The 24130-nt window shown below is 64.3% G+C and carries 24 protein-coding genes; 10 read left to right on the top strand and 14 right to left on the bottom strand.

Features of this window, described 5'->3' with window-relative positions:
* Nucleotides 1–19: 19 nt before the first annotated feature.
* The 6 genes from otnK to E4662_RS05760 form a co-directional block, all read right to left on the bottom strand.
* The gene (gene otnK, locus E4662_RS05735; protein ID WP_136440482.1) at nucleotides 20–1240 is read right to left on the bottom strand and encodes a 3-oxo-tetronate kinase; all 1221 of its coding nucleotides are present in this window, start codon (nucleotides 1238–1240) and stop codon (nucleotides 20–22) included.
* Entirely contained in the window at nucleotides 1237–2034 is a 798-nt protein-coding gene (locus E4662_RS05740; protein ID WP_136440484.1) for an N-acyl homoserine lactonase family protein, read from the bottom strand. The genes otnK and E4662_RS05740 overlap by 4 nt, the downstream gene beginning before the upstream one ends.
* Nucleotides 2031–2321 (bottom strand): putative quinol monooxygenase, encoded by a 291-nt coding sequence (locus tag E4662_RS05745; RefSeq protein ID WP_136440486.1) that lies wholly within the window; start codon nucleotides 2319–2321, stop codon nucleotides 2031–2033. Before E4662_RS05745 ends, E4662_RS05740 begins: the two co-directional genes overlap by 4 nt.
* Nucleotides 2318–3832: a tripartite tricarboxylate transporter permease gene (locus E4662_RS05750; protein WP_136440488.1), complete on the bottom strand. Its 1515-nt coding sequence runs from the start codon at nucleotides 3830–3832 to the stop codon at nucleotides 2318–2320. The genes E4662_RS05745 and E4662_RS05750 overlap by 4 nt, the downstream gene beginning before the upstream one ends.
* 1 nt (nucleotide 3833) lies before the next feature.
* Nucleotides 3834–4577 carry a hypothetical protein gene (locus tag E4662_RS05755; RefSeq protein WP_136440489.1) on the bottom strand — a complete coding sequence of 248 codons (744 nt, stop codon included), beginning with the start codon at nucleotides 4575–4577 and terminating at the stop codon, nucleotides 3834–3836.
* Nucleotides 4578–4654: 77 nt separating this feature from the next.
* The gene (locus E4662_RS05760) at nucleotides 4655–5662 is read right to left on the bottom strand and encodes a Bug family tripartite tricarboxylate transporter substrate binding protein (RefSeq protein ID WP_136440491.1); all 1008 of its coding nucleotides are present in this window, start codon (nucleotides 5660–5662) and stop codon (nucleotides 4655–4657) included.
* 129 nt (nucleotides 5663–5791) lie between these two features.
* Between E4662_RS05760 and E4662_RS05765 the strand changes: the two genes are divergently transcribed.
* Genes E4662_RS05765 through E4662_RS05775 form a run of 3 tightly spaced genes read left to right on the top strand, consistent with a single transcriptional unit; the run spans nucleotide 5792 to nucleotide 8585 of the window.
* Nucleotides 5792–6883, top strand: coding sequence for an isocitrate/isopropylmalate dehydrogenase family protein (locus tag E4662_RS05765; protein WP_136440493.1), 1092 nt, complete (start codon nucleotides 5792–5794; stop codon nucleotides 6881–6883).
* Nucleotides 6880–7911 carry a Gfo/Idh/MocA family protein gene (locus E4662_RS05770; protein ID WP_136440495.1) on the top strand — a complete coding sequence of 344 codons (1032 nt, stop codon included), beginning with the start codon at nucleotides 6880–6882 and terminating at the stop codon, nucleotides 7909–7911. Before E4662_RS05765 ends, E4662_RS05770 begins: the two co-directional genes overlap by 4 nt.
* The gene (locus E4662_RS05775) at nucleotides 7908–8585 is read left to right on the top strand and encodes a GntR family transcriptional regulator (RefSeq protein ID WP_136440497.1); all 678 of its coding nucleotides are present in this window, start codon (nucleotides 7908–7910) and stop codon (nucleotides 8583–8585) included. The genes E4662_RS05770 and E4662_RS05775 overlap by 4 nt, the downstream gene beginning before the upstream one ends.
* A gap of 368 nt (nucleotides 8586–8953) precedes the next feature.
* Here E4662_RS05775 and E4662_RS05780 read toward each other — a convergent pair whose 3' ends face one another.
* Entirely contained in the window at nucleotides 8954–9889 is a 936-nt protein-coding gene (locus tag E4662_RS05780; RefSeq protein WP_136440499.1) for a hydrogen peroxide-inducible genes activator, read from the bottom strand.
* 149 nt (nucleotides 9890–10038) lie between these two features.
* On the opposite strand from E4662_RS05780, the gene E4662_RS05785 reads away from it, so the two are divergent.
* The 5 genes from E4662_RS05785 (at nucleotide 10039) to E4662_RS05800 (ending at nucleotide 12884) form a co-directional block, all read left to right on the top strand.
* Nucleotides 10039–10275 (top strand): YdcH family protein, encoded by a 237-nt coding sequence (locus E4662_RS05785; RefSeq protein ID WP_136440501.1) that lies wholly within the window; start codon nucleotides 10039–10041, stop codon nucleotides 10273–10275.
* Nucleotides 10276–10286: 11 nt separating this feature from the next.
* Nucleotides 10287–10448 carry a hypothetical protein gene (locus E4662_RS24010; RefSeq protein ID WP_168797905.1) on the top strand — a complete coding sequence of 54 codons (162 nt, stop codon included), beginning with the start codon at nucleotides 10287–10289 and terminating at the stop codon, nucleotides 10446–10448.
* 107 nt (nucleotides 10449–10555) lie between these two features.
* Nucleotides 10556–11356 (top strand): fatty acid desaturase, encoded by an 801-nt coding sequence (locus E4662_RS05790; protein ID WP_136440503.1) that lies wholly within the window; start codon nucleotides 10556–10558, stop codon nucleotides 11354–11356.
* Nucleotides 11357–11441: 85 nt separating this feature from the next.
* Nucleotides 11442–11750 carry a non-heme iron oxygenase ferredoxin subunit gene (locus E4662_RS05795; RefSeq protein ID WP_136440505.1) on the top strand — a complete coding sequence of 103 codons (309 nt, stop codon included), beginning with the start codon at nucleotides 11442–11444 and terminating at the stop codon, nucleotides 11748–11750.
* A gap of 30 nt (nucleotides 11751–11780) precedes the next feature.
* Nucleotides 11781–12884 (top strand): glycine cleavage T C-terminal barrel domain-containing protein, encoded by a 1104-nt coding sequence (locus E4662_RS05800; protein WP_136440507.1) that lies wholly within the window; start codon nucleotides 11781–11783, stop codon nucleotides 12882–12884.
* A gap of 296 nt (nucleotides 12885–13180) precedes the next feature.
* Here the strand turns inward: E4662_RS05800 and E4662_RS05805 are convergent, their stop codons facing one another.
* Nucleotides 13181–16321, bottom strand: a complete 3141-nt coding sequence (locus E4662_RS05805) for a PAS domain S-box protein (protein WP_136440509.1) — start codon at nucleotides 16319–16321, stop codon at nucleotides 13181–13183.
* Between the two features lie 622 nt (nucleotides 16322–16943).
* Between E4662_RS05805 and E4662_RS05810 the strand changes: the two genes are divergently transcribed.
* Together E4662_RS05810 and gph are read left to right on the top strand one after the other, a co-directional pair.
* A complete protein-coding gene (locus tag E4662_RS05810; protein WP_136440511.1) occupies nucleotides 16944–17495 on the top strand; it encodes a thioredoxin family protein in 552 nt (183 codons plus the stop codon).
* Nucleotides 17495–18166: a phosphoglycolate phosphatase gene (gene gph / locus E4662_RS05815; protein ID WP_136440513.1), complete on the top strand. Its 672-nt coding sequence runs from the start codon at nucleotides 17495–17497 to the stop codon at nucleotides 18164–18166. Before E4662_RS05810 ends, gph begins: the two co-directional genes overlap by 1 nt.
* A 12-nt stretch (nucleotides 18167–18178) precedes the next feature.
* Here gph and E4662_RS05820 read toward each other — a convergent pair whose 3' ends face one another.
* The 6 genes from E4662_RS05820 to E4662_RS05845 all read right to left on the bottom strand — a co-directional run bounded on the left by E4662_RS05820 (nucleotide 18179) and on the right by E4662_RS05845 (nucleotide 24103).
* Entirely contained in the window at nucleotides 18179–18844 is a 666-nt protein-coding gene (locus tag E4662_RS05820; RefSeq protein ID WP_136440515.1) for a hypothetical protein, read from the bottom strand.
* Nucleotides 18845–18854: 10 nt separating this feature from the next.
* Nucleotides 18855–20252 carry a selenium-binding protein SBP56-related protein gene (locus E4662_RS05825; RefSeq protein ID WP_136440517.1) on the bottom strand — a complete coding sequence of 466 codons (1398 nt, stop codon included), beginning with the start codon at nucleotides 20250–20252 and terminating at the stop codon, nucleotides 18855–18857.
* A gap of 344 nt (nucleotides 20253–20596) precedes the next feature.
* Nucleotides 20597–21583 carry an oxidoreductase gene (locus E4662_RS05830; RefSeq protein WP_136440519.1) on the bottom strand — a complete coding sequence of 329 codons (987 nt, stop codon included), beginning with the start codon at nucleotides 21581–21583 and terminating at the stop codon, nucleotides 20597–20599.
* Nucleotides 21584–21600: 17 nt separating this feature from the next.
* Complete coding sequence (locus E4662_RS05835) at nucleotides 21601–22704, bottom strand: dimethylsulfoniopropionate demethylase (RefSeq protein WP_136440521.1); 1104 nt, start codon at nucleotides 22702–22704, stop codon at nucleotides 21601–21603.
* A 21-nt stretch (nucleotides 22705–22725) separates the two neighbouring features.
* Nucleotides 22726–23355, bottom strand: a complete 630-nt coding sequence (locus E4662_RS05840; RefSeq protein WP_136440523.1) for a DUF1326 domain-containing protein — start codon at nucleotides 23353–23355, stop codon at nucleotides 22726–22728.
* 16 nt (nucleotides 23356–23371) lie between these two features.
* Nucleotides 23372–24103, bottom strand: coding sequence for a DUF2182 domain-containing protein (locus E4662_RS05845; protein ID WP_136441033.1), 732 nt, complete (start codon nucleotides 24101–24103; stop codon nucleotides 23372–23374).
* Nucleotides 24104–24130: the final 27 nt, after the last annotated feature.

Here is a 24130-nt window from a genome sequence, read left to right on the forward strand (position 1 = left end):
TCACGCCGGCCTCCGGGTATCAGTGATCCGTTTCCATCAGCGCGAGGGTCTCCCGGAAGAAGTCCGGGCCGCCGAAATTGCCGGATTTCAACGCAAGCGCGATCCCTTTCGCGCTGACCAGCGGCACGCCGGGCGCGGCGCGCGGTCCGATGGTGAGCGATGTCAGGCCCAGCGCCGTTGTCACCGCCCCCGAAGTCTCGCCCCCCGCCACCACAAGCCGCGTAAGCCCGCGCGCCACAAGGGTGGCCGCCAGCTCGGAAAACACCGCCTCGATGGCATCCGCCGCGCGGGTTCGGCCAAACGCGGCCTGCGCCGCGCGCACAACTTCGGGGTCGGCCGAGGAATAGACCAGCGGCGCGCGCTCCTGCGCCAGAACCCAGTCCGCCAACGCCGCGATGTCGATGCTTCCGTCAACGGCCTCCTGCGCCGTCACTTCGCGCGATGGGGCGTCTTGCAGATACCGCGCCACCTGCCCCCGCGTCGCCCGGCTGCACGAGCCGGACAGGACAACCCCCTTGCCCGGGGCCGCATGCCACGCAGGTTGGCGCGGGCCGAGACCAAAGTTGCCGGGCAGACCCAGCGCGATCCCCGACCCGCCGCACAGCAGGGGCATGCCCCGCGCCGCACGGCCGATCTCGATCAGGTTTTCGTCGGTGATGGCATCCACGATCACGAAGCCCGTCTGCGGCATCGCCGCCCGGATTGCATCCGCACCGGCCAACACCGTGCCAGCCGCCACATGCCCCACCGGGCGCGTGGTCTGCGCCGCCAGCACCCGCCGGATGTCCGCATCCTTCATCGGGGTCAGCGGATGGTCTTCCATGCCGCTTTCGTTCAGCAGCCGATCCGCGACAAACAGATGCCCCTGATACACGCTGCGCCCGTTTTCGGGAAAAGCCGGGCAGACCGGCACGGCCCCCGCCCCCAGCTTGTCTGCCAGCGCATCCAGCACCGGACCGATGTTGCCCGCCTCCGTGCTGTCAAAGGTCGAGCAGACTTTCGAGACGATCTGCGCCGCCCCCTGCCCCAACAGCCAGTCACAGGCCGCGAGCGACTCCGCCACGGCCTCCTGCACCGGCGCGGTGCGCGATTTGAGCGCTACAACGCCCGCATCCAGCCCCGCCGCCGCGTCGCCCTCCGGCACGCCGTTGAACTGCGCCACGCGCATGCCCGCTTCGGCCAGGGTCAGGGCAATGTCGGAAGCCCCGGTAAAATCATCCGCAATGACACCGATCTTCATGGCAGCACAGGTTTGCTCGGGCCAAGATCCAACCGATGAATGTCCGGCGCGATGGCCTGCGGAAAGTACGCCCGCACCAGCGGATCATGCCCCGGTATGATCAGCCCCGGCTCCGAGGCCAGCCGGTGCAGCGTTTTGAAACCGTCGAGCATGTTCTGCAGATCGACCACAATCGGGAACGGCTTTTCGGCAAAAACATTTTCATAGTAATGCGACGCATCCGAAGCCAGCACCAGCCAACCCGCCTGCGTGCGCACCCGCACGCACTGCAGCCCCCGGCTGTGCCCGCCGATGCAATGCACGGTCACGCCTTCCGCCACTTCCGCATCGCCCTCGTGGAAGATCACCTTGCCGCTGTAGAGCCGCTTGACCACTTCGCAGATGTGCCCGGCGGTAAAAGGTTTGCGCAAGGTCTCGTGGCACATGCAGGGGCCAGTGGCATAGGCCATCTCCGCCGACTGCACATGCAGCGTTGCGTTGGGAAACAGGTGCAGCCCGCCCGCATGGTCATAGTGCAGATGCGTGACAATCAGCTGCGTGATCTGCTCCGGCTTGATCCCCAGAGGCGCCAGCGCCATGACCGGATGGGTGCGGATGGGCCGTCCACGCGCGGCGGCCTCTTCCTCGTCATAGCCGGTGTCCACAAGGATCACCTCGTCGCCCCGCCGCAGCACCCAGATGAAATAATCCATCGCGTGGGGCGCATCGTGGTTGTCGTCAAAGATGAAACTGTCTGCCCGCGTCCGCGCATTCCGGTCCGCGTATTTGATCGCGTAGACTTCCCAGGCGCTCATTGCACAACCTCACCAAAAATCCGCACTGTCTTGTCCGCCACCATATCCGCCACCTGCGCGTCAAACGCCTTGAAATGCGCGGTGGCCAGATGATCGTCAAAGGCCGCGCGGCTGTCGTAAAGCTCGTAGAGGAACACCTCTCCCGGGCGCGCCGCATCATGACAGACATCGAACTGCCGGCACCCCGGCTCGTCCTCCAGCGAGGTGCGCGCATTGGCCTGAACCAGCGGCAGGAACGCCGCCTCCTGTCCTTGATGAAGCTCGAAGGTCACGGTGACTGCAATCATGAGACGGCTTTCCTTTTCAGTCTTTGAAACATCCGCTTGGCCAAGGGAATCTGGCTGGCGATCAACGCCAGGTTCAACCCTAGCAGGATCGCGGCCACGGGGCGCGAAACAAATACCGACAGATCGCCATTCGAGATCAGCAAGGACCGCCGGAAGGTCTCGTCAAACAGGCTGCCAAGGATCACCCCGATCACCAGCGGCGCAATCGGGAACTTCTGCAGGTTCATGAAATAGGCCACAAAACCCACCCCCAGCATCAGGTACAGATCGTTGATGCCGCCGCCCACGCTGAACGAGCCGATGGTGGTCAGCACCATGACGATGGGCAGGAACACCACCTTGGGGATCTGCAGGATCTTGATGAAAATCCGCGCGGTGAACAGCCCCATGACAAACATGGTCAGCGAGGCCAGCACCATGATCGCCACAACCCGCAGGATGATCTCCGGATCAATCGTCGGACCGGGGATGATGTTGTTGATCTTGAACGCCCCCATCAGCGCCGCCGCCGGAGGTGATCCGGGAATGCCGAGCACCAGAAGCGGGATCAGCGCGCCGCCGATGCAGGCGTTGTTGGCGGTCTCCGATGACAGCAGCCCTTCGAGCGAACCTTTACCGAACTTGTCGCCTTCGCGGCTCACCGATTTGCCGACGCCATAGCTGACCCAGCCCGCCACGTCCTCGCCCACACCCGGCAGCGCGCCCACGCCGGTGCCGATCACGCCGGAGCGCGAGATGGTCGGCAGATACCGGCGCACCTGCCGCAGGTTGGGCACGATGCGCCCTTTGAGTTCGGTGACCTGCCCCAGTTCCATGTGGCGCATGCCGTCCATGATCTGCGGCACCGCAAAGGCCCCCATCAGGACCGGCACCACCTGAAACCCGCTCAGCATGTAGGACCAGTCAAACGTGTAGCGCGGCTCGCTCAGCAGCGGGTCGAGGCCCACCATCGCCATGGCCAGCCCGATCAGCCCGGAAATCCAGCCTTTGACCACCAGATCTTCGGACATCAGCGTCCCCGACAGAAGGATACCGAACAGCGCCAGCAAGGCCTTCTCCGGGCTGGCAATGTTCTGCGACAAGAGCAGCAGCAGCCAGACAAAGATCAAAAGCGCCAGCGTCCCGATCAGCGTGCCGATGAAGCTCGCCGTGGTGGTCAGCCCGAGCGCCTCTCCGCCGCGCCCCGCCTTGGCCAGCGGATAGCCGTCCATCGCCGTGGCGGCGCTGGCGGCGGTGCCGGGAATGTTCAGCAGGATCGACGGGTAGGACCCGCCATAGATCGCCCCCACATAAGCACCCAGCAGGGCGATCAGCGAATAATCCAGCGGCACCTTGTTGCCGAAAAAGCCGGTGAGGATCGTCACCGCCAGCGTCGCCGTCAGCCCCGGCAAGGCGCCAAAGGTGATCCCGAGGAACACCGAAACGATCAGGTAGATGTAGGTCAGCGGGTCGATGATCAGCGCACTCATCGCAGAGCCGAAGCCCGCCAGTTGGGTCAGTACAAAGTCCAAGTCATGGCCTCCAGAGCGGGCGCAGGGTCACGTAGTAATGGTATTCGATCTGGGCAAAGATCAGCCCGCCGCGGTTCGGCACGTTCTGGCGAAATCCGAAGGCCATGGCACAGACCAGCAGCACCGGCGCGACGACGGCAATCACAGGCAGCGCTTTCAGCACCCTATCGCCCTTCGCCTGCATCGCCGCCCAGAGCGTCAGGCCCAGCCAGATCCCCAGCGCCAGCACATCATCGTCATGGGCGCGCCATTCCGCCTGCGGCAGATGCCGCAGCAGCGCGTAAGCCCCGCAGATCGCCACGGCGAGCGCCGACAGGATCATGCGGCGCGGCTCTCCCCTGTAGAAGCCAAAGGTCAGCGCAGTGATCAGAAGCCCGCTGCTGATGATAAAATCCACACGCGGCACCAATCCGATGATGTAGAAAAACAGGATCACGGCAATCGCGCCGAAACGCAGCGCCTCCGCCCCGTCCCAGCCAATCCCGATCCGGCTCAGGGCCGATCTGGCGCCACCAGCGCGGACCGCGATGACCATCAGGATCAGCGAGAGCACCAGCATCGCCGAGAAGATGCCCAGCGGCACGATGGCCGCCGAATTGTACCATTGCGCAGAGCTGACCCCCGCGCGGTTCTCACCCCAGAGCGGAATGTCAAACGTGCGCCAGAGGAAAAATAGCGAGAGCCCTGTCAGCACCAGGGATCCCCAGAAATCCCGGGCGCGCAGGGTGGCGATATCGTCTTGCATGGACAATGCCTCAAACAGTCGTTCGGGCCGTCATGCGGGCGCGCGCTGCGCCCGCATGGGGAACCCGTGATTGGGGATCAGGGCTTGTCGATGCCGAGCGAAGCCGGATCAACCGTGGTCGCACCCAGCTCCTTGAGCGTGTAGGCAAAGTTGGCTTCGAGCGTCTCGAACAGCGCCTGTGCCTCTTCGCCGTACTGGCCGCCCACGTCGTAGTTGTTGGCCGAGGCCCAGTCCGCCACCACGTCCGAGGCGATCGCCGCCTCGAAGGCCGTGCCAAGCGCCGATTTGACGTCATCGGACGCGCTGTTGTGCACCGCAAAGCCAATCGCTTGCTTGAGCGGCAGATAGGCGTCCAGCCCGTCATAGATGTCGAAAGCCGACGGCACCGTCATGCCCGCGATCTCGGCGGTTTCCGGGGTCAGCATGGCCAGCGGCTTGAGCTTGCCGCCTTCGATCAGCGCCGCCTGCTCCGCCAGCGAGGTCACCACAAGCGCCACTTCGCCCGCCAGCGCCGCTTCCTGTCCCGGCGCAGAGCCTTTGTAGGGGATGAAGTTGAAGGTCACATCCGCGCCGTTTTCGATCGCCAGCAGGTTCAGGTGGTGGATCGAACCCGCGCCGGAAGCGGCGGCGGGAATGGTGCCCGGCGCGGCCTTGGCCGCATCGACCAGCTCCTGCAACGTGCCATAGGGGCTGTCCGCCGGAACCGAGATCAGATCAGGCGAGCCGCCCACGATGAACGGATACCAGTAGTCGAACTTCTTGTCCCAGCCGCCCTGCACCGCGGCGGTCACGTTGGATTCCGACAGGCCAACCAGCGTGTAACCGTCGTCGGGCTGGTTCATCACGTAAACCATGCCGTTCGAGCCCGCCACGCCACCGGTCTGGTTGATCACGTTGATCGACACCGGCAGGTGCTTTTCCATTTCCGCCATGATCATGCGGTTGATGGAATCCGTGCCGCCGCCTGCGCCCCAGACCACCGCGGTGGTGATGTCGCGGTACGGGTAATCCTGCGCCGCAGCCGCACTCCCAAGGCCAATCATCATTGCCGCCACGGCGGTCAGCTTGCCAATTCCTCGTTTCATCCGTCTTCCTCCCAAAGGTTATGGATTCGTGTTTGCATTTATTTGCGTATGCATTAATACATCCATTGTCAACTTATGTTGCGAAACCTCTGAAAAACAGGCTTGATACGGCACGAAGGAAGGCCCCGAATGACACAGACTTTTGAGATCGCGGTTTTTGACGGGGATGGAATCGGCCCTGAAATCACAGCGCCGACAGTGAAAATCCTCGAACGGCTGGCCGGGGCATCGCCGGATTACGCGCTGAGCTTTACCGCCGCGCCTGCCGGGGCCAGCCTCTATGCCGAAACCGGCGAATCGCTGCCGGATCGCTCGATGGAGATCGCCCGCCGCGCCGATGCAATCCTGCTGTCTGCCATGGGCCTGCCGGATGTGCGCTACCCCGATGGCACGGAAATCTCGCCCCAGATCGACCTGCGCAAGGCGCTGACCCTGTTTGCCGGGGTGCGGCCCGTCTCCGTGCGCGCCGGACAACGCTCGCCCCTGAACCTGCCCGAAGGCCAGTCCATCGACTTTGTCCTGATCCGCGAAAGCACCGAAGGGCTGTTCTTCTCGCAGGGCAATGGCGAGGTCACCAAAGACGAGGCGCGCGAGACGCTGCTGATCACCCGCGACATCTCGGAAAAGCTCTTCCGCTTCGCCTTCTCCCTCGCCGCCTCCCGCAAGGCCACGGGGCGCGGGCCGGGCAAGGTGACCTGCGTCGACAAGGCCAACGTGTTCCGCGCCTTCGCCTTCTTCCGCGAGATTTTCGATGCCGAGGCCAGCCAGAATCCGGACCTGATCGCCGATCACGCCTATGTGGACGCCGTGGCGCTCTGGATGGTGCAGAAACCCTGGGCCTTCGACGTGCTGGTGACCGAAAACATGTTCGGCGACATCCTCTCCGATCTTGGCGCCGGTCTCATGGGCGGGCTCGGGCTTGCGCCATCTGCCGACATTGGCCTCGATCATGCGGTCTTCCAGCCCTGCCATGGCTCCGCGCCCGACATCGCGGGGCAAGGGCTGGCCAATCCGCTGGCCATGATCCTTTCGGCCGCGATGATGCTCGACTGGCTCGGCACCAAACATCTGAATACCGCGCTCAGCGCCGATGCCGCGCGCATCCGCGATGCGGTGGACCGCGTGGTCTCGGATGGCCAGAGCCTGACCCGCGATCTTGGCGGCACCGCAGGCACCGAAGAGGCCGCCCGCGCGGTCGCGGACATTCTGTTCGCCGCATGACCGCCGCCCCTCCCGTCCGCGTCGCCTGCGTCGGCGCCGGCTACTTCAGCCAGTTCCACTATGGCAGCTGGGCGCGCATGACGCGCGCCCGGCCCGTTGCCGCCTGCGATTCCGACATTGCCAAGGCACAGGCCACCGGCCTGCCCGCCTATGACGACCTCTCCGCCATGCTGGCCGCGCAAAAGCCCGATCTTCTGGACGTGATCCTGCCACCCGTGGCGCAGGCCGAGGCGCTGCGCACCGCGCTTGCCGCCGGGGTCAAATGGATCATCTGCCAAAAGCCGTTCTGCACCGGGCTGGACGAGGCCCGCACGATTGTCGCCGAGGCCGAGGCCGCCGGGGCCACCATCATCGTGCATGAAAACTTCCGCTTCCAGCCGTGGTATCGCCGGATCAAGCAAAGCCTCGACGCAGGCGAGATCGGCGCGGTGCATCAGATCACCTTCCGCCTGCGCCCCGGCGACGGGCAAGGCCCCCGCGCCTATCTTGACCGGCAACCTTACTTTCAGACCATGCCGCGCTTCTTGGTGCATGAAACCGCCGTGCACTGGGTGGATACGTTCCGCTACCTGCTGGGCGATCCGCTGTCGGTCTATGCGGACCTGCGGCGGCTCAACCCGGCCATCGCGGGCGAAGATGCCGGGCATATCCTGTTTGAACATCCGGGCGGGGCGCGCGCGCTGTTTGACGGTAACCGCCATCTCGACCACGCGGCGGACAACCTGCGCCGCACCATGGGCGAGGCCCTGATCGAAGGCACCGCTGGCACGATCCGGCTTTTGGGCGACGGCTCTGTCCGGCTCCGCCGCTTCGGCGAACAGGAGGAAGAGACGCTTCTGCCTCCCGACACATGGGACGGGTTTGGCGGCGATTGCGTGCATGCCTTGCAAAGCCACGTGATTTCTGGCGTTTTGGACGGAACACCGCTGGAAAACACGGCGGCGGATTACGTGACGGTCACGCGCATCGAACAGGCGATCTACGCGGCGCAGGAGACCGGCCAGAAACAAGAGGTGAGACAGACTTGAGCAAAGCGCCAGACAAGCCGGTTTCCAGTTCCCAACGCGCCCTGCATGAACTCCGCGAAAAGATCTTTGCCGGAGACCTGCCCGCAGGCTCCGACCATCTGGAATCCGAACTGGCTGGCCTGCTCAACATGTCCCGCACCCCGGTGCGCGAGGCGGTTCTGACGCTGGAAGGTCAGGGCCTTCTGGAACTGCGCCCGCGCAAGGGCGTGCGCATCCTGCCGGTTTCGCCCGAGGACATGGCCGAGATTTACGATGTGCTGACCGAGCTCGAAAGCCTCGCCGCCCAGCGCGCCGCCGAAGCGGGCTATGACGCGGACGCGCTGCGGCTGCTGACCGAGGCCATCGACGATATGGACGTGGCCATCGCCGAACAGGATCTCGAAGCCTGGGCCGCCGCCGATGACCGCTTCCACGCAGAACTGGTGCACCTGGGCGGCAACAGCCGGATCGCCGGGATCGTCGGCATGATGATCGATCAGGTCCGCCGCGCCCGCAAAACCACACTTTTCATGCGCCCGCTGCCGACCCAGTCGAACGAGGACCACCGTCAGGTGCTTCAGGCCATCGCCTCGGGCGATGCCACCCTCGCCCGCGCGGTCCACCGCCGCCACCGCCAGCACGCCAAGTCGATCATCGTCAGCCTGCTGGCCAAACACCGGCTGCGTTACCTGTGAGCGGCGGGGCCGGGCCCTAGGGGGCGTCTGCGTTTGCCACGCGCCGCCTGCGCGAGACGGATTTTGCTCTGAGCAAGGGTAGGCGGGTAAACAAACGATCCAGTGGATCGTTTGTCCGCCGTACGGCGCGCCGAAGTATCCATACTTTCAGCGACAGAAAACGCGGCGCAGGGCAAAATCCGCCGCGCCCTTACAGGGTTTCGCCAAGTTCAGCGGATCAGAAAACAGTCCGGGGGACTGTTTTCCCGCGCAAACGCCCCTCCCTGCGTTATTTGAGCTTGCATGTGCGGGCTCGTCCTGCGCTCGAATGCCTTGTGAGGAGCAATTTTGGACTGAAACAGGCGGCGCGTGGCAAATGCAGACGCCCCCTAACCTTCCGGCGTGACATGCCCGGCAAACACCTCGCGCACCACGGCGCCGATCACGTCCGACATATGGTGGATCACCCGGCGATGGGCAGACCGTTTGCGCCAGGCCAACCCGATGCTGCGCGTCACCGCATCGTTGCGGAACGGGCGCACCGCCACGTCCCCCGCCTCCTGTGAGGCCTCGGACCGCACGTAGAGCGCGGGCAGGAAGCTGACCCCCATGTTGAGCGCTGTCATCTGGCGCAGCGCATCAAGGCTGGTGCCCTCGTAGTCGCGCCTGAGCCGCGCGCCAAGTGTCTCACACAGCTGCGCCACCTGCGCGTGCAGCCGGAACGCATCGGGCAAGGACAGTACGTCCTGCCCCTCCAGATCCGCATCCGCGATGTCCGCCTTTGCCGCCAGCGGATGGTCGCGCGCCATGGCCAGTTTCAGTGGCTCGCGAAACAGCCGCAGCACCTCCGTATCGCCTGACGCCACCGGCAGCTGCGTCAGGATCAGGTCCTGCTGGCCGCTCAGCAGGTCCTCCTGCAACACCGCCGGGGCCGCATCGCGCACGATCACCTTCAGGTCCGGGAAGGCCCCGTGCAGCCTGCGCATCACATGCGGCAGCAGATACGGCCCGAGCGTCGGGGTCGAGCCAAGCCGGATCGTGCCGCTCACCCCGTCGCGCGCGTCCTGCGCCAGCGCCTGCAACGCGCGGGTCTCCTCCAGCACGCGCTGCGCCTGTGCCAGAATGGTCCGCCCCTGCGGCGTCAGAACCGCCCCGCGCTGGCCGCGCTCCACGAGGCTCACGCCCAGAGCCGCCTCCAGCCCGATGATCTGCTGGCTCAGCGACGGCTGGCTCACCCCCACCCGCTCTGCGGCGCGCCGGTAATGGCGCGCCTCGGCAAGGGCGGCGAAATAGGTCAGCTGGCGCAGGGTAATGTCACCGGACATGGCAGGCTCCTCGGGGTCTTTCCCTGCAATATAGGAAAAGCCGATCAAACTTTCAGGCTTCTCTGCCTTCTTCCGATCAACAAAAACACCCAGATCATGGGGGCAGGCCCGGTGGCCCGCCTTGTTCCGTACCGCAAAAGGAGTTCCCGATGGAAACGATCCCCGCCAGAAAAATTCACGCAATCGCGGCGAAAGTGGCAGAGCTGCGCCGCCGTCATCACAGCCTGGCGGTCAAGATCGACGACGAGCTGCAACGCCCCGTGCCCTGCAGTTCCGTCCTGCAAAGCCTCAAGCGCCAGAAGCTGCGGCTCAAGGATCAGATCGCCTATTACTCGGCCCTTGTGCGCAGCCCCGACCGCACACGCCTGCCGGTGCAAAGCGCATAAGGAGACCCAAGATGTTTACCTTTGTCTTCCGCAACAGCGGCTTGCGTCTCATGCACAGCCCGGATCTGGACGATATGCGCCGGGCGATGGAGGACGATGATCAGGCCGGACCGGACGGCGGCACCCCGCATGTCCGCCGCCAGCCCCCCTCTCATCCCGTGCTGGCGCCCTGATCAGCGTGGCGAAGGGGCTTCGGTCCCTTCGCCTTAATCATTCCCCGCCCGTTCCTCGGAGAGCCAGTCCTGAAACGCCCGTGACGCGTCGGTCTGGACAAAATCCGATGGCGAGAGCAGGAAATACCCTTCGGTTAGGGGCCGCGCGCTGGATCAATGAGACCGTGCTCTGGGTGACCTCGCTGATCTACATGGAAGAGCCGCTACATCGGCGTTTCACCCACACCAATCACCACACCCACACATGGCACGTGGGCAAGGACAGCCAGATGCCGTTTGACACGCCCATGGGCTTTGGCGGCTGGCTGGCGGAGATCAGCGGCTTTGCGCTGCTGCGCTTTCACATGCAGGTTTTTGTCAGCCTCGCCCTGCGGCGCTATTCGCAGACCATGCGTATGGTCACGCCCGAAGCGGAATTCCCGAAAATGACCCGCAATGCGCGCATCATGCTGGCCCTTTATGCGCTGATTGCCCTCTCGCCTTTTGCAGGCCTCTGGTGGCCGATCTGGTTCCTCGCCATCCCGCGCGTGCTCGGCGCGCCGGTGATGCTGCTGTTCACGCTCATCCAGCATGTGGAACTGCAGGAAAACGCGCCGTCCATTCTCGACAGCACCCGGTCCTTTCGGGGCCACTGGCTGAGCCGTTTTCTCTATATGAACATGAACAACCACGTCGAACATCACCTCTATCCCAACGTGCCGTTTCACGCGCTGCCCAAGCTGGCAGAGGCGGTGAAGGATCAGGTGCCGGAGCCGGATCCCGGCTTTGTCCGCACCAATTGGGAGGTGCTGGGGGTCACGCTGCGCCGCTCTCTGGGGCTGCCCACCAAAGCGGCCAGCATCCGGCAGGCCCCGCATATGATCACCAAAGGCGGGCCGGTGCAGCAGGTTGCCAAACGGACGATGTGAGATGCGCCGGACCCATGACCTCAGCCACCCGTCAGACACGCCCGGCTTAACCACGCCGACCCGCAGCCAACCTCAGGAGCCCATCATGCGCCAATGGATAGACGCCTGCGCCCCCGATGACATCGACACAGAAGACCTGATCGCCTGGGAATACGCGGGCCGCAGGATCGCGATTTACAACACCGACCAGGGTTTCTTTGCCACCGATCTGATGTGCACCCATGAGGATCAGAGCCTTGAAGACGGGCTGGTCATGGACTGCGTGATCGAATGTCCGCTGCATGGCGGGCGGTTCGACATCTGCACCGGCAAGGCTCTCTCCGCCCCCGCCTCCACCGATCTTGCCACCTACCCGGTCAAGGTTCACGGTGGCCGTGTCTGGGTTCAGATCTGATCTCCGTCGTTCCTACCGAAAGAAACGCCCATGTTCCAAGTTTTCCCCAACGCCCGCCTGAAGCCTTCGCCGTTCTATGACATCTGTGTCGAAGAGGGCATGACCTCGGCCTCGCTCTATAATTCGATGATCATGCCGTCGTCTTTCGGCGACCGGGAGGCAGAGTACTGGCGGCTGATCGAAGGGGTGTCGCAATGGGACGTGGGCGTGCAGCGGCAGGTGCAGCTCAAAGGCCCGGACGCCGCCCGCCTCGCCCAGCGCCTTGCCATGCGCGATCTGTCGACCTGCGCCATCGGGCAAGGCAAATACGTCGCCCTGTGCAATGCCAAAGGCACGATCCTGAACGATCCGATCATCATGAAACTGGCGGATGATCTCTATTGGATGTCCATCGCCGACAGCGACATGTGGCTCTGGTCCGAGACCATCGCCATGTCGGCGGGGTATGACGTGGAGGTCTCGCACCCGGATGTCTCGCCCATGGCGTTGCAGGGGCCAAAGGCAGAAGACGTGGTGGCGCATGTGCTGGGCGACTGGGTGCGCGATCTGAAATATTTCTGGTTCCGCGAGACCGAGATCGCGGGCATCCCGGTGGTGGTGCAGCGCTCGGGCTACTCGAAACAGGGCGGCTTCGAGATCTACCTCTGCGACGGCACCAAGGGCAGCCAGCTTTGGCGCATTTTCAAGGAGGCCGGGCAGCCCTGGGGGATCGGGCCGGGCAGTCCGCAAACGCCGGAGCGCACCGAAAGCGGGCTGCTGTCCATCGGCAGCGACACCGATGCCTTCACCAACCCGTTCGAGGTGCGCATGGCGCGGTTCACCGATCTGACCGTGCCGGAGGATACCATTGGCCTTGAAGCCTTGCAGCGGGTCCGCGAAACCGGCCCGGCGCGGCAACAGCTGGGGCTGGTGCTGGAGGGCGACACCCCGGCCCCGCTCGGCTTTGCCTGGGAAGGGATCACGCTGGACGGGGACAAGATTGGCGACATGACGAACTGCATCTGGTCACCGCGGATGAAAGCCAACATCGGCTTTGCGCTGATCTCTTCGCAGATCGCAGTTGGCACCACCGTCACCATCCAGCGCCCGAGCGGCCCCTGCGATGCCAAGCTGGTGACGCTGCCGTTCCTCTAGGACGTACCTGTCCGTGAGCAGAGACGCTCTGGGTTGGGGGCCGGAAGTTTTGAGCGCTTGGCAACTGTTCTCCGCACCTCGGGCGCGGAATCAAGGCCGCAGGCCGCCGCGCCATCGACGGGCCGTTCCCGCGGCACGGCGATTGGGTTGAGGTATCGAGCTACACATGGTTAGCGCGCCAGCGGCTGGGATAAATCAAGGAGAACTGAGGGAAGATCGCCGTACCACGGCCCGTCGATGACGCGGCTTATCTGCTGATCAAGAGGTCCCGGATCAAGTCCGGGACACCCCCGCAATCACGCTGCGACCAGCCTCAGAGCCTGTTCCACCGCATCAAGCAGCGCGGTCTTGGCCACCGGCTTCATCAGCCGCAGGCTGCCAGGCGGGACGGCCGGGCCGTCGCCCTGCGCGTGGGCGGCGTAGCCCGACAGGAAGATGATCGGCAGATCAGGGCGCCGCCTGTGCAGTTCCGCCGCAAGGTCCGTGCCCTGAAGCTTGCCCGGCATGACGATGTCCGTGATCACGAGGTCCACGGTTTTGATCTGCTCCCACTGTGCCAGCGCCTCGTCCCCGGATGTGGCGGTGGTGACGGTGTAGCCCGCCCGCGACAGCATCCGGGTCAGCACGTTCAGCACCTCCGCCTCGTCCTCCACAAGGAATATCCGCCCCGACGCGGCGCGGTGCGGCGGGGTTTCGGGCTTTGGCGCGCGGTCCACGCGCGGCTCTGCGCCCGTGGCAGGGAACAGCAGTTCAAACACCGCCCCCTTCCCCTTCGGGGAATAAGCCCGCACCGCGCCTCCGGACTGCTTCATGAAGCCATGTGCCAGCGACAGGCCAAGGCCGGACCCGGCACCGGGCGGTTTGGTGGTGAAGAACGGCTCGAACACCTTGCCAAGATCGGCGCGGCTGATCCCGCTGCCGGTGTCGCGCACGGTCAGGCGCACATAGCGGCCCGGCGCAATATCGTCGCCGTCCGCATCCTTCTCGGCTGTCTTGAGATGCACATTGCAGGTCTCGACAAAAAGCCTGCCGCCTTCGGGCATGGCATCGCGCGCGTTCAGGATAAGGTTCAGGATGACGTTCTGCGTCAGGGTCGGATCGACGCTGACCTCCCAGAGCGCCGGCTCCTGCCGGGTGTCGAGCGTGATGGTCTCGGGCAAGGTGCGCGTGACCCAGGAGGCGGTGTTGTCCAGCAGATCGTTCAGATTGACCTCTGCCGGTTGCAGCCGCGACTTGCGCGCAAAGCCGAGCATGTTGCGGACCAGATCCGCGCCGCGCTGGGTGGCGGTGATGCCCGCCTCCACAAGCTCGCGCGCTTCGGGCGCATCATAACATTCACGGATCAGTTCGAGATTGCCGAGGATAATGGTCAGCAGGTTGTTGAAATCATGCGCAACGCCGCCGGTCAGATTGCCGATCGCCTCCATCTTCTGGGCCTGCCGCAGCGCGTTCTGCAACTCGACCCGTTCGTGAATGTCGGTCAAAACGCCGGTGGAGCGCACGGATTTGCCATCGGCGTCGCGCTCCGTCTGCCCGATGGCGAGGAACCAGCGGTAATCGCCGTCCCGGGTGCGGAAGCGGTGTTCGTTCACAAAGGTTGAGGCCGGGTTCACGAGGTGATGTTCAAGCTTTTCGCAATAGCTCTCCACATCGTCGGGATGGATGATTGTTGACACGCTGTCAGCCTTGATCGCGGCAAATTCCTCGGCGCTGTAACCCAGCCGCTCGGCAAAGCCCGGCGACATGTACAGAATGTCCTCGTCAACATCCCAGTCCCAGATCGACAGCTGCTGGCTGGCCATCGCAAGGCGCTCTTCGCTGGCGCGCAGCGCGGCTTCGTTGCGTTTTTGCTGGGTGATGTCCTGACCGGTGGTGATGATCCCGCCTTCCGGCAGGCGCTGTTCGTTCAGCAGCAGAACGGTGCCGTCCGTCCGTTCAACCTCGAATGGCCCTGAATCCGGGGCATGGCGCCGGGCGAGGCTGTCGCGGATGAACTCTTCCTCGCAGCCTTCGAGATCGGGCATGTGACCGGCCTGCACCCCGGCGCGCAGGTAGTCTTCAAAGCGGGTGCCCGGCACCGTGACCTCCGGGATCGTGCTGTTCAGCTCTCGGAAAATGCGGTTGCCAAAGACCAGCCGGTCGTCTTCGTCCCACAGGCTGAACACCTCGTTTAACCCTTCCACCGCCATGGCCAGCCGTGCGTTGGCGGTCTCTGCCGCGCCGCGGGACCGCACCAGATCGGTGGTGTCAGAGCCAGCCCCCCGGTAGCCCTGGAAGGTGCCGGATCTATCGAACACCGGCACGCCGGACACCCGCACCCAGCGTTGCTCGCCGCGCACGCGGGTGGCGTAGATATAGTCACGGAAAGCGCGATGCGCCCGAAGATCCGCCTGATGCGCGGCCCAGGCTTCCTCGTCGTGACCTGCTTCCCGAACGTCCGCGCGGGTCTTGCCAATCAGAGCGTGCCGGGACTTGCCATAGAAAGCCTCGATACCCTTGGAGACCCAGGTGACGCGCCCTTGCACGTCCGTCTCCCAATACCAGTCCGAGCTGACTGAAGAGAAATCCCGAAAGCGGCTGCGGCTGTCGTGCAGCGCCGATTGCCGGGCGATCAGCATGTGGCTCAACATGCCGAGGAGCACCGCGAGCAGCGCGCCGCCCAGCAAGATAGCCTCATCCACGTAGCTGCCTGCCGGAGCGGCGGCGGCCGGGTTGCGGGCCACCTGCAACTGCCATGCGCGCCCCGCCACCGGGATCGTGCGGAGTGCGTAGGAGCCCGGCCGGAACATGGCCCGCCCGGAGGTGAACAGCGGCGCCTCGCCGTCCAGAACGCGCACCGCAAAAGCCCGCGCCATATCCGGCCCCACGGCGTTGCGGATCAGCGGCTCGGCGCGAAAGACAATATTGATGAAGCCTACACTGGCTTCGGCATTGGACACCGGCACGTACGCCACGAAACCGGTCCCACCCTGCGCCAGCGTGAGCGGCGGTGTGACCTGCAGGGTGCCGGTCTGCGCGGCGCTTGCGAGGGCCTGCGCGGGCACCGGCAGAAGCCGCAGGTTCAACCCGAGCGCCGCGCCATTGCCCTCTTCGGGCGTGACGATCCGGATGATCCCGCTCGAATCCACCCAGTTCAGGGCTTGGAAATCACGGAACAATTCATGCAGCAGAGCGGTTTCGGCACGGAAGGTCTCGGCGGTGGCGTCTTCCTTCTCAACAAAGCGGCGGCCAAGCAGTTGCCCGGCGTTCAGGCGCGCGGTGACATGGGTCTCCAGCCGCGCGGCAAAGCTTTCTGCCGCCACACGGACCTCAGCAGAGCGGCGCTCCTCCTGGATGCCGCGATAAGCCGTCTGAAACACCGCCGTGACCACGATGACGATGAGGAACACCCCGGCCGGAACGAGGCGTTCAAGGCTCATGTCTGGGCGTGTCGTCATCGATGCTCTGCCTCTCGCAACATGGGCGCGCCGGGTTAACGGACCCTGTTGCGGCGCAGCGGCTGCGCCTTGCCCAGGATCTCGCCCCGATCAGCGCCGCGCGCCTCAACCGGGCGTCGCGGGCGTGCCGTAGATGGGTGCCTCTGTCACGCAATGTCCTCCCCTGAAACCCGGATTTTTGGCCGACAAAAAGGTTAACACCGAAAAGGTTAACAAATCCTAACCGAACACTCTCAGAGCCATGCGCCGACGCCCGCCACGGCGATGCTCGCCGGACGGGGATTTGCCTGATTTTGATGTCAAAAGCCTGAAAAAGGCGGCCGCCAGTGACGGATCATCATGGCCGGGGGTGTTTATCTCCCGGCTTATTCGTCTGATCAGATCGAATATCCCCCTTTGGGGCAGCCCGCTTTGGCCTTGTCAGGGCCGATGCGGATCAATCCGAAGGTCTGTTGGTACCGATGCCAAACCTGCCGGGCAAAGGTTAACGCCCGCTTGCACCACCGTGCGGCCTTGCCCGCGCCGCCAAGGCCAAACCGGTTAACCGCTTGCCACCCCATGCCGCCCGGCTATACCGATTGTAGCCTGACACCCCACGCGTGTTCCCAGAAGGAGACCTGACATGGCCGCCACACCCCCCGTCTGTGATTTTGGCCGGAAAGCCCCGAGCTTTTCGCTGCCCGCAACCGATGGCCGGGTTCTGAGCCTGGACGAGATCAAAGGCCCGCGCGGCACGTTGGTGATGTTCATCTGCAACCATTGCCCCTTTGTTCTGAACACGCTGGACCGGATCATCCGCGATGCCCGGGACCTGGCAGAGATCGGCATTGGCGTGGCGGCGATTTCTTCGAACGATGCCACGCGCTACCCGCAGGACGGCTTTGACCGGATGCAGATGATGGCGCAGCAGCACAGCTTTCCTTTCCCCTATCTCTACGACGAAAGCCAGGAGGTGGCCCGCGCCTATGACGCGGTGTGCACGCCGGATTTCTTTGGCTTCAACGCCGATCTTGAGTTGCAATATCGCGGGCGGCTGGATGCGGCGCGCATGGGCGATGATCCGAGCACCGCGCGGCGCGATCTGTTCGAGGCGATGCAGCAGGTGGCCGAAACCGGGCGAGGCCCGGCGGAGCAGGTCCCGTCCATGGGCTGCTCGATCAAATGGAAACCATAATGCCCGGCGCGATTGTTTTTGACCTTGATGGCACGCTGATCGACACCGCACCGGACATTCACGCGGCGGCCAACCGGATGCTGGCCGACGCCGGAAGCGACCCGATTGATCTGGCCACGGCGATCAGCTTTGTCGGCCACGGCATTCCGAATTTCGTGCGGCAGGCCATGGCCCATTGCGGGCTCGATCCTGCGCGCGAAGAGGAATGGCGCGCCAGCATGCTGGCCCATTACACCGCGCATCCGGCGGATCTGTCGGCGCCTTTTCCGGGTGTTGTCACCGCCCTGGAGCAGTTGAAGGGGGCGGGATACAGCCTTGGGGTCTGTACAAACAAACCGCATGCGCCGTCGCTGCAGATCCTGGACCTGCTTGATCTGACAAGGTTTTTCGATGTGGTGATCGGAGGGGACAGTCTTGCGGTGAAGAAACCCGATCCCGCGCCGCTGCACGCCAGTTTCGACGCCCTGCCCGGCCAGCCAGTGCTTTATGTGGGTGACAGCGAGGTGGACGCGGAGACGGCGGTGCGGGCCAAGACGCCCTTTGCCCTGTTTGAACGCGGCTATCGCAAAACGGCGGTTGCGGACATGCCAAGCACGGTCAGCTTTGACGACTTCCATGCCTTGCCGGGGATCGTGCAAGGGCTTGGTCAACGCGTTTCAGGGTTGGCTTGAGGCGCCGTCAGGTCAGACGGCGCTGCCCCGGAGCGCCTCGAACAGCCCGATCCCGCCGACCACGCAGAGCGAGACCGCCCAGAGCAGATCGAGGTTGAACCACGTCTTCGACAGGAACTTCAGCCCAAGCCAGAGGTAGAACAAAACCGCCAAAGCGCCGCCTGCCACAACCATGGCGGCGGTGTGCACGGCGGCGACCATCAGGGCCGTGCCGACGTTTGAGGCCATCAGCGACAGGGCCGCCTGATGCCCGGTGTCGAGCGCGTCGATCTCGCACAGGCCAAGATACATCGGCACAAGCATCAGCCCCGCCCCATGCGCCAGCGCCGCCAGAAACGACCAGAGCGCAAGCTTGGAGGGCGGCACGCGCGACAGGAACTTCGGGTGCCGCCGATAAATCAGCAGGAACACCCCCATGCTGATCACCACCAGCGCCGCAACAATGCGGATCTCGCGTTCCCAGTCGATCAGCGCCACCATCAGCGAAAATGGCAGCAGGATCGCCGTCATCGACACGAAATGCCCGCCCGCCAGCGCCGCCAGTGCGCCGGGCAAGGCCGAGGCGCGGCGCTCCATCAAGGCCGAAGACACGGCCAGAGGCCAGCCCATGCCGGGGTTGATCCCGTGATATATTCCGATGCCGACGACGGCCCACCACAGGGCCGCCGTCTCTGTCATCCATTCCACGTCAAGCGGAGGGGTAGCAGAAGCTGTCGGTCGAGCAATCGCCGCCCTCAAGCCGGATCTGGTGGCTGCGGTAGCCTTCGGGGAACTCGACCCAGAACGCCGGATCAAGCGCAAAGCCGTCGCCGTCGTTCTTGGCCATCACCATCGCCGCGCCGCGCTCGCCCGGATAGAACTGATCGTCCCACGTGGAATAGAGCGAGTTGGTCCAGTAGACGCGGCTTCCGTCGCGGCTGATCTCGACCATCTGCGGGCCATAGCCGAACTCCTTGCCGTTCGGGTGTTTGGTCTTCTTGACGATGCCGCCAATCTCGACCTTGCCCGCCAGCACTGGATTCATCGGGTCGGAGACATCGTATTGATGCATCTCCCCCGTGCCCCAGCAGGCGACGTAGAGGTACTTGTCGTCCAGCGACAGGTCGATGTCCGTCACCAGAGGCGGCACCGCCGAAAAGCCCTTGAGCAGCTCCGGCAGATCGTCCGGGTCCGCGGGCTGCGGGTCGATGGTGATGGTCTTCTTGGCCTCGAAGGTGCCATCGTCATTGCGCCACCAGGTGAAGATCGCGCCTTGCAGGTTGGTTGTATCCACCACCACGCCGCAGAAGCCGTATTGCTTGGCCGGATCATGCGCCGGGCGGATTTCCAGCGCCATCTGGTGGTTTTCGCCCAAGTCGATGGTCTGCACGTTCTTGCGCCCGCGCAGGTCCCAGAAATGGATGGAATGGCCGTATTTGTTCGACAAGAGGTCTTCGGCGACAATGCCGTTTTCGAACTGCGGCGGCAGGCCCCATTCGGAGCTGACCATGTAGTCGCGTGGCAGGTTCCACCAGAAGTCATAGTGCTTGTCCTGAATACCCCGGTCCATCTCGTAGCGGCCAAGGATATCGAAGGTCTCGCAATCCATGATGAAGATGCCCGGAGGCCCGTCGGTGCCATCTTCGCCCGCGCCGCCGAGCGTGCTGACATAGATGCCTTCAGGACCGCAGTGGATGGTGTGCGGGCGGGAATATCCCGTCTTTTCAAACAGTTCTTCGGGCTCGATGATCTTGTGGATCTTCGCCTTGAGCGGCTCCTTGACGTCGATCACGTAGATCCGGCTGGAGCGGATGCCAGGAATGATCAGGTAGCGCCGTTCGAGGAAGGCGTGGCCGGTCAGCGGCGACAGGGCCGACGAACAGGCGTTCCAGCCGAAGTGATGAAATTCGTCTCCCTTGTTGGGCATGAAAAGCGAATGAACGATCTCGCCGTAGGTGTCCGAGGTCGGGTCCACGTCGACCACCGCAAGCCCATCGGGCTGGCTGCCATCGGGCGACAGCATGAGGGTAAAGGCCAGCGTTTCCGCCGGGGCTTCCATGGCGAGCTTGGGGGTCGCATGGAATGTCGGATCAGGTCTTAAATTCATTGGGTCCTCCCTTAATGGCGCGTGACTATTCTTGTCTTGAGGCCAGAGCCGCGCCGCCTCCGGTCCAAAAAAAGGCCCCCGGGGGGTGTCCCCCGGAGGCCGTCTTGTTCAATCCAGTCCCATGGCGGGCAGAAACGCCGCCTCTGCATCCCGCACCCGGCGGCTTGCCGCGCGGATGCTTGTGCAGAATGCGCCTTTGCGTCCCGTGACAGGCAAACCTGTCATCCTTCCCGGTATCCCGGCCATGGGTCTTCCTCCCTGTTGTCCCGCGGGTTTCTCCCGCTGGGGTTTGGTGTCGTTGGTCTTGTCTCCGTTTGTGTCCTCGGATTGGGGTTTGGCCGCGCTTACGCGGTGACGTCCACCACCACACGGCCTTTCACCTGGCCCTTGAGAATATCGCTGCCCAGTTGCGGCAGGTCGCCCAGCGTGGCGGGCTGGATCATGGCTTCGAGCACATCCATCGGCAGGTCAGAGGCAACCCGCTGCCACGCCGCCTGACGGTTCTCAAACGGCTGCATGACGCTGTCGATGCCCAGAAGGTTCACGCCGCGCAGGATGAAGGGTGTGATCAGCGCGCCGTCGATGGCCGCCCCGCCCGCAAGGCCGATGGCCGCAACAGAGGAGCCGTATTTCATCTGCTTGAGCACACGGCCCAGCATGGCACCGGCCACTGCATCGACGCAGCCGCCCCAGACTTCGGCCTCAAGCGGTTTGCGGGTCACTTCGGTCAGCTCTTCGCGCGCCACGATCTGGCTTGCGCCAAGGCTCTTGAGATAGTCGGCCTGATCGGGCCGCCCGGTGACAGCCGCCACCTCATGGCCAAGCTTGGCAAGGATCGCCGTTGCGACGGAGCCCACGCCGCCCGCCGCGCCTGTCACCAGAACCGGGCCATCCTTGATGCCCTGCTTTTCCAGCGCCATGATCGCCAGCATCGCGGTCAGACCGGCGGTGCCCACGGCCATGGCGGCACGCGTGGTCAGCCCGTCGGGCAGCGGCACCAGCATGTCGGCCTTGACCCGCGCTTTCTCGGCATAGCCCCCCCAACGGTTCTCACCCACGCGCCAGCCGGTCAGCACCACCTTGTCGCCGGGCTTGTAGCGGTCGTCATCGGAGGACTCGACGGTCCCGGCAAAGTCGATCCCCGGCACATGCGGGTAGTTGCGGACCAAACCGCCGCCCGGCCCGATGCACAGCCCGTCCTTGTAGTTCACGGTGGAGTATTCCACCGCAACGGTCACATCGCCTTCGGGCAGCTGGTCTTCGCTGACCTCTGTGACGCTTGCGGAGGTTTTACCCTCTTCGTTTTTCTCGACGAGCAGTGCTTTGAACATGGGGGCTTCCTTAGAGGTTAATTCCAGAATGTTTCGTGTACGGTGACGGGGCGCAGGCCATCGGGGGCCTCCACGATTAGCTCGGTGCCCGCGTCCCAATGGGTCATGCGGACCATGCCGATGGCGACATTGGTGTTGAAGTCCGGCGACCAGGCGGCAGAGGACACCCGGCCCACGGTTTTGGAGCCCGCCTTGATCGGCCACCAGCGGTCACAGCCGGGCACCGGCCCGCCGCCGATCTCCAGAGCGCGGATCTGCTTGACCGGGCCTTCGCTGGCCACGCGCAGCAGGGCGTCGCGCCCGATGCAGCCAATGGCGGTCTGCGTGTTGCAGAACTTGCCAAGCCCGCATTCGTGCGGCGTGTTGTCGTCGGTCATGTCATTGCCGTAGCTGAGCAGCCCGCTTTCGATGCGTTCGATCAGGTTCGGACAGCCCGCGTGCACATCAAGATCGCGGCCCGCTTCCATCAGCGCGTTCCAAAGGTCCATGCCGATGTCGCTGCCTTCGACGTAAATCTCGAAGCCGCCCTGCTTGGAGTAGCCCGAGCGCGCCACAACAAGCGTGCGGCCCTGGAAATCCAGCGGCATGAAGCGGAAGAAGCGGATGTCGCGCACCTGATCGCCAAAGACCCGCGCCATGAGATCATCCGACTTCGGCCCCTGAATGGCGAGCGGCGAGACGTCCGGCTCATCGACCAGAACATCAAGCCGATAGCCATAGGCCAAGCCTTTGATCCAATAGAGAAGATCGCTGTCCGCGATGGAAATCCACCAGCGGTCCTCGGCCAGTTTCACCGCCACCGGATCGTTCAGCATCCCGCCGGTCTCATCGACGATGGGAATGTAGTAACACTGCCCCGGCAGCATGGAACGCAGATCGCGCGGCGTGAGCAGCTGGACCAGACGCGCCGCATCCGGCCCGCGCAGTTCCACCTGCCGCTCGCAGGACACATCCCAAACCTGCACCGCCTCCTTGAGGTGGTGGTAGTCCTCCTCCACGCTGCGGAACATCGTGGGCAGCAGCATGTGGTTGTAGACGGTGAAGGCCTTTACCCCGGCGGCTTCGACGCCATCGGAGAAAGGGGTGCGCCGCAGGCGGCGCGAAGGCGATATCAGAGCCATGATCCTGCCCCCTCTTGCGCGTCAGCGCGGTCCGCGCCAGTCGATCTGGCAGATCTCGGCCGAACGGCCATCGAAATCCCAGACCCGGCCAAAGGCGCGCACGCGGCCCTTGGTGGCGGTGGCAACGGTGATGTCGGGACCCATCCAGTATTCGGTGTTGGTCACCACGATGTCTTCGCCGCCGTGGCCTTCGACCGGGACAACCTCACCCTGGATCTTCTTACCGACCATCAGACGGCGGGCCTTGCCTTCGGTCTCGAAAACCACCGGCGCGCGTTCGGCGCCGAGGAACTCGGACACGAGCAGCGAGAACAGCCCGGTGGTGCCGCGCGCCGCACCGGAGAAGATGGCGACCAGCGCATCATAGGCTTCGTCGCTGGCGCGATCGTCGATATAGGCTGCCGCTTTCCAGTTGCCGCGCGCCATCAGACCCGGAATTTCCAGCATCAACCCGACGTTCAGACCGGACAGGTCCACATCGCCGAACGTGCCTTCGTCGATGCGCACACCGGACCACGCCTGGCAATAGCCTTCGGTGGGCGGGTGTTTGCCGAGGCTGACCACGCAGGGGCAGAACACGGTGCAGTTGCAGTTCAGGATCAACTCGCCCTTGATGGACCAGTCGGGGATGCTTGCGGCGTCAAATGCCATGGGGTGTCTCTCCTCCCTAAGAAAACAGCGGCAGAGCAAGGCCCGATGCAATCAGCACCACGCCCAGCGGCCGGGTTATGTAGCGCCCGATATCGGGCAGTTTTTCCAAAGCCATCAGCAGCATGGCCAGCCCCATGAACATCAGGTTCATGGTGCCGCCGACGAAGGCCAGCGCCATTAGCGCCCAGCAGCAGCCGACGCAATCAAGGCCCAGCCGGACGCCGTTGCGGAACGGGCCTTCGTCCCAATGCTGCATGAAAAAGGTCAGCGGTGCGCGGCAGCGGGACAGGCAGGCGTCCTTGAGCGCGCTGAACTGGTAGAGCCCCGCGCCAACAAGCAGACCGGCGGTCAGCGGCACAGACAGGCTCTGCCCCAGCGCCCCGATCAACCCGGCGCGGTACAGCCCGACCTGCGCCAGCGCGGCCAGCGCGGACAGGCCAACCCAGACCAGCAGGTAGCCGCCCAGCAGCCGCCAGAAGCCGGTTGCGGTGACATGGCCGAGGTCTTCGTAGGTGGCCAGCGCGGGCAAGGCCGTCGGCGCCATCATCGCCGCGCTCATCAGCACCCACATGGCAAAGGCCCCGCCGAGATCCGAGGTGGCAAACAATCCAGAGCAGAGCGCCTCGATCAGTGCCCCGCCGTAGGTTGCTTCAAGCATGCGCAGCTCATCCGGCACCGCCATGAAAAACAGCAGCAACCAGCACACACCCAGCCCACCAAAGAACGCAATCCAGTGCGTGCGCCGCATTGATCTGATAGAGATGGCCAGCAAGTC

Source organism: Pacificoceanicola onchidii (assembly GCF_004804335.1).
Classification (GTDB): domain Bacteria; phylum Pseudomonadota; class Alphaproteobacteria; order Rhodobacterales; family Rhodobacteraceae; genus Pacificoceanicola; species Pacificoceanicola onchidii.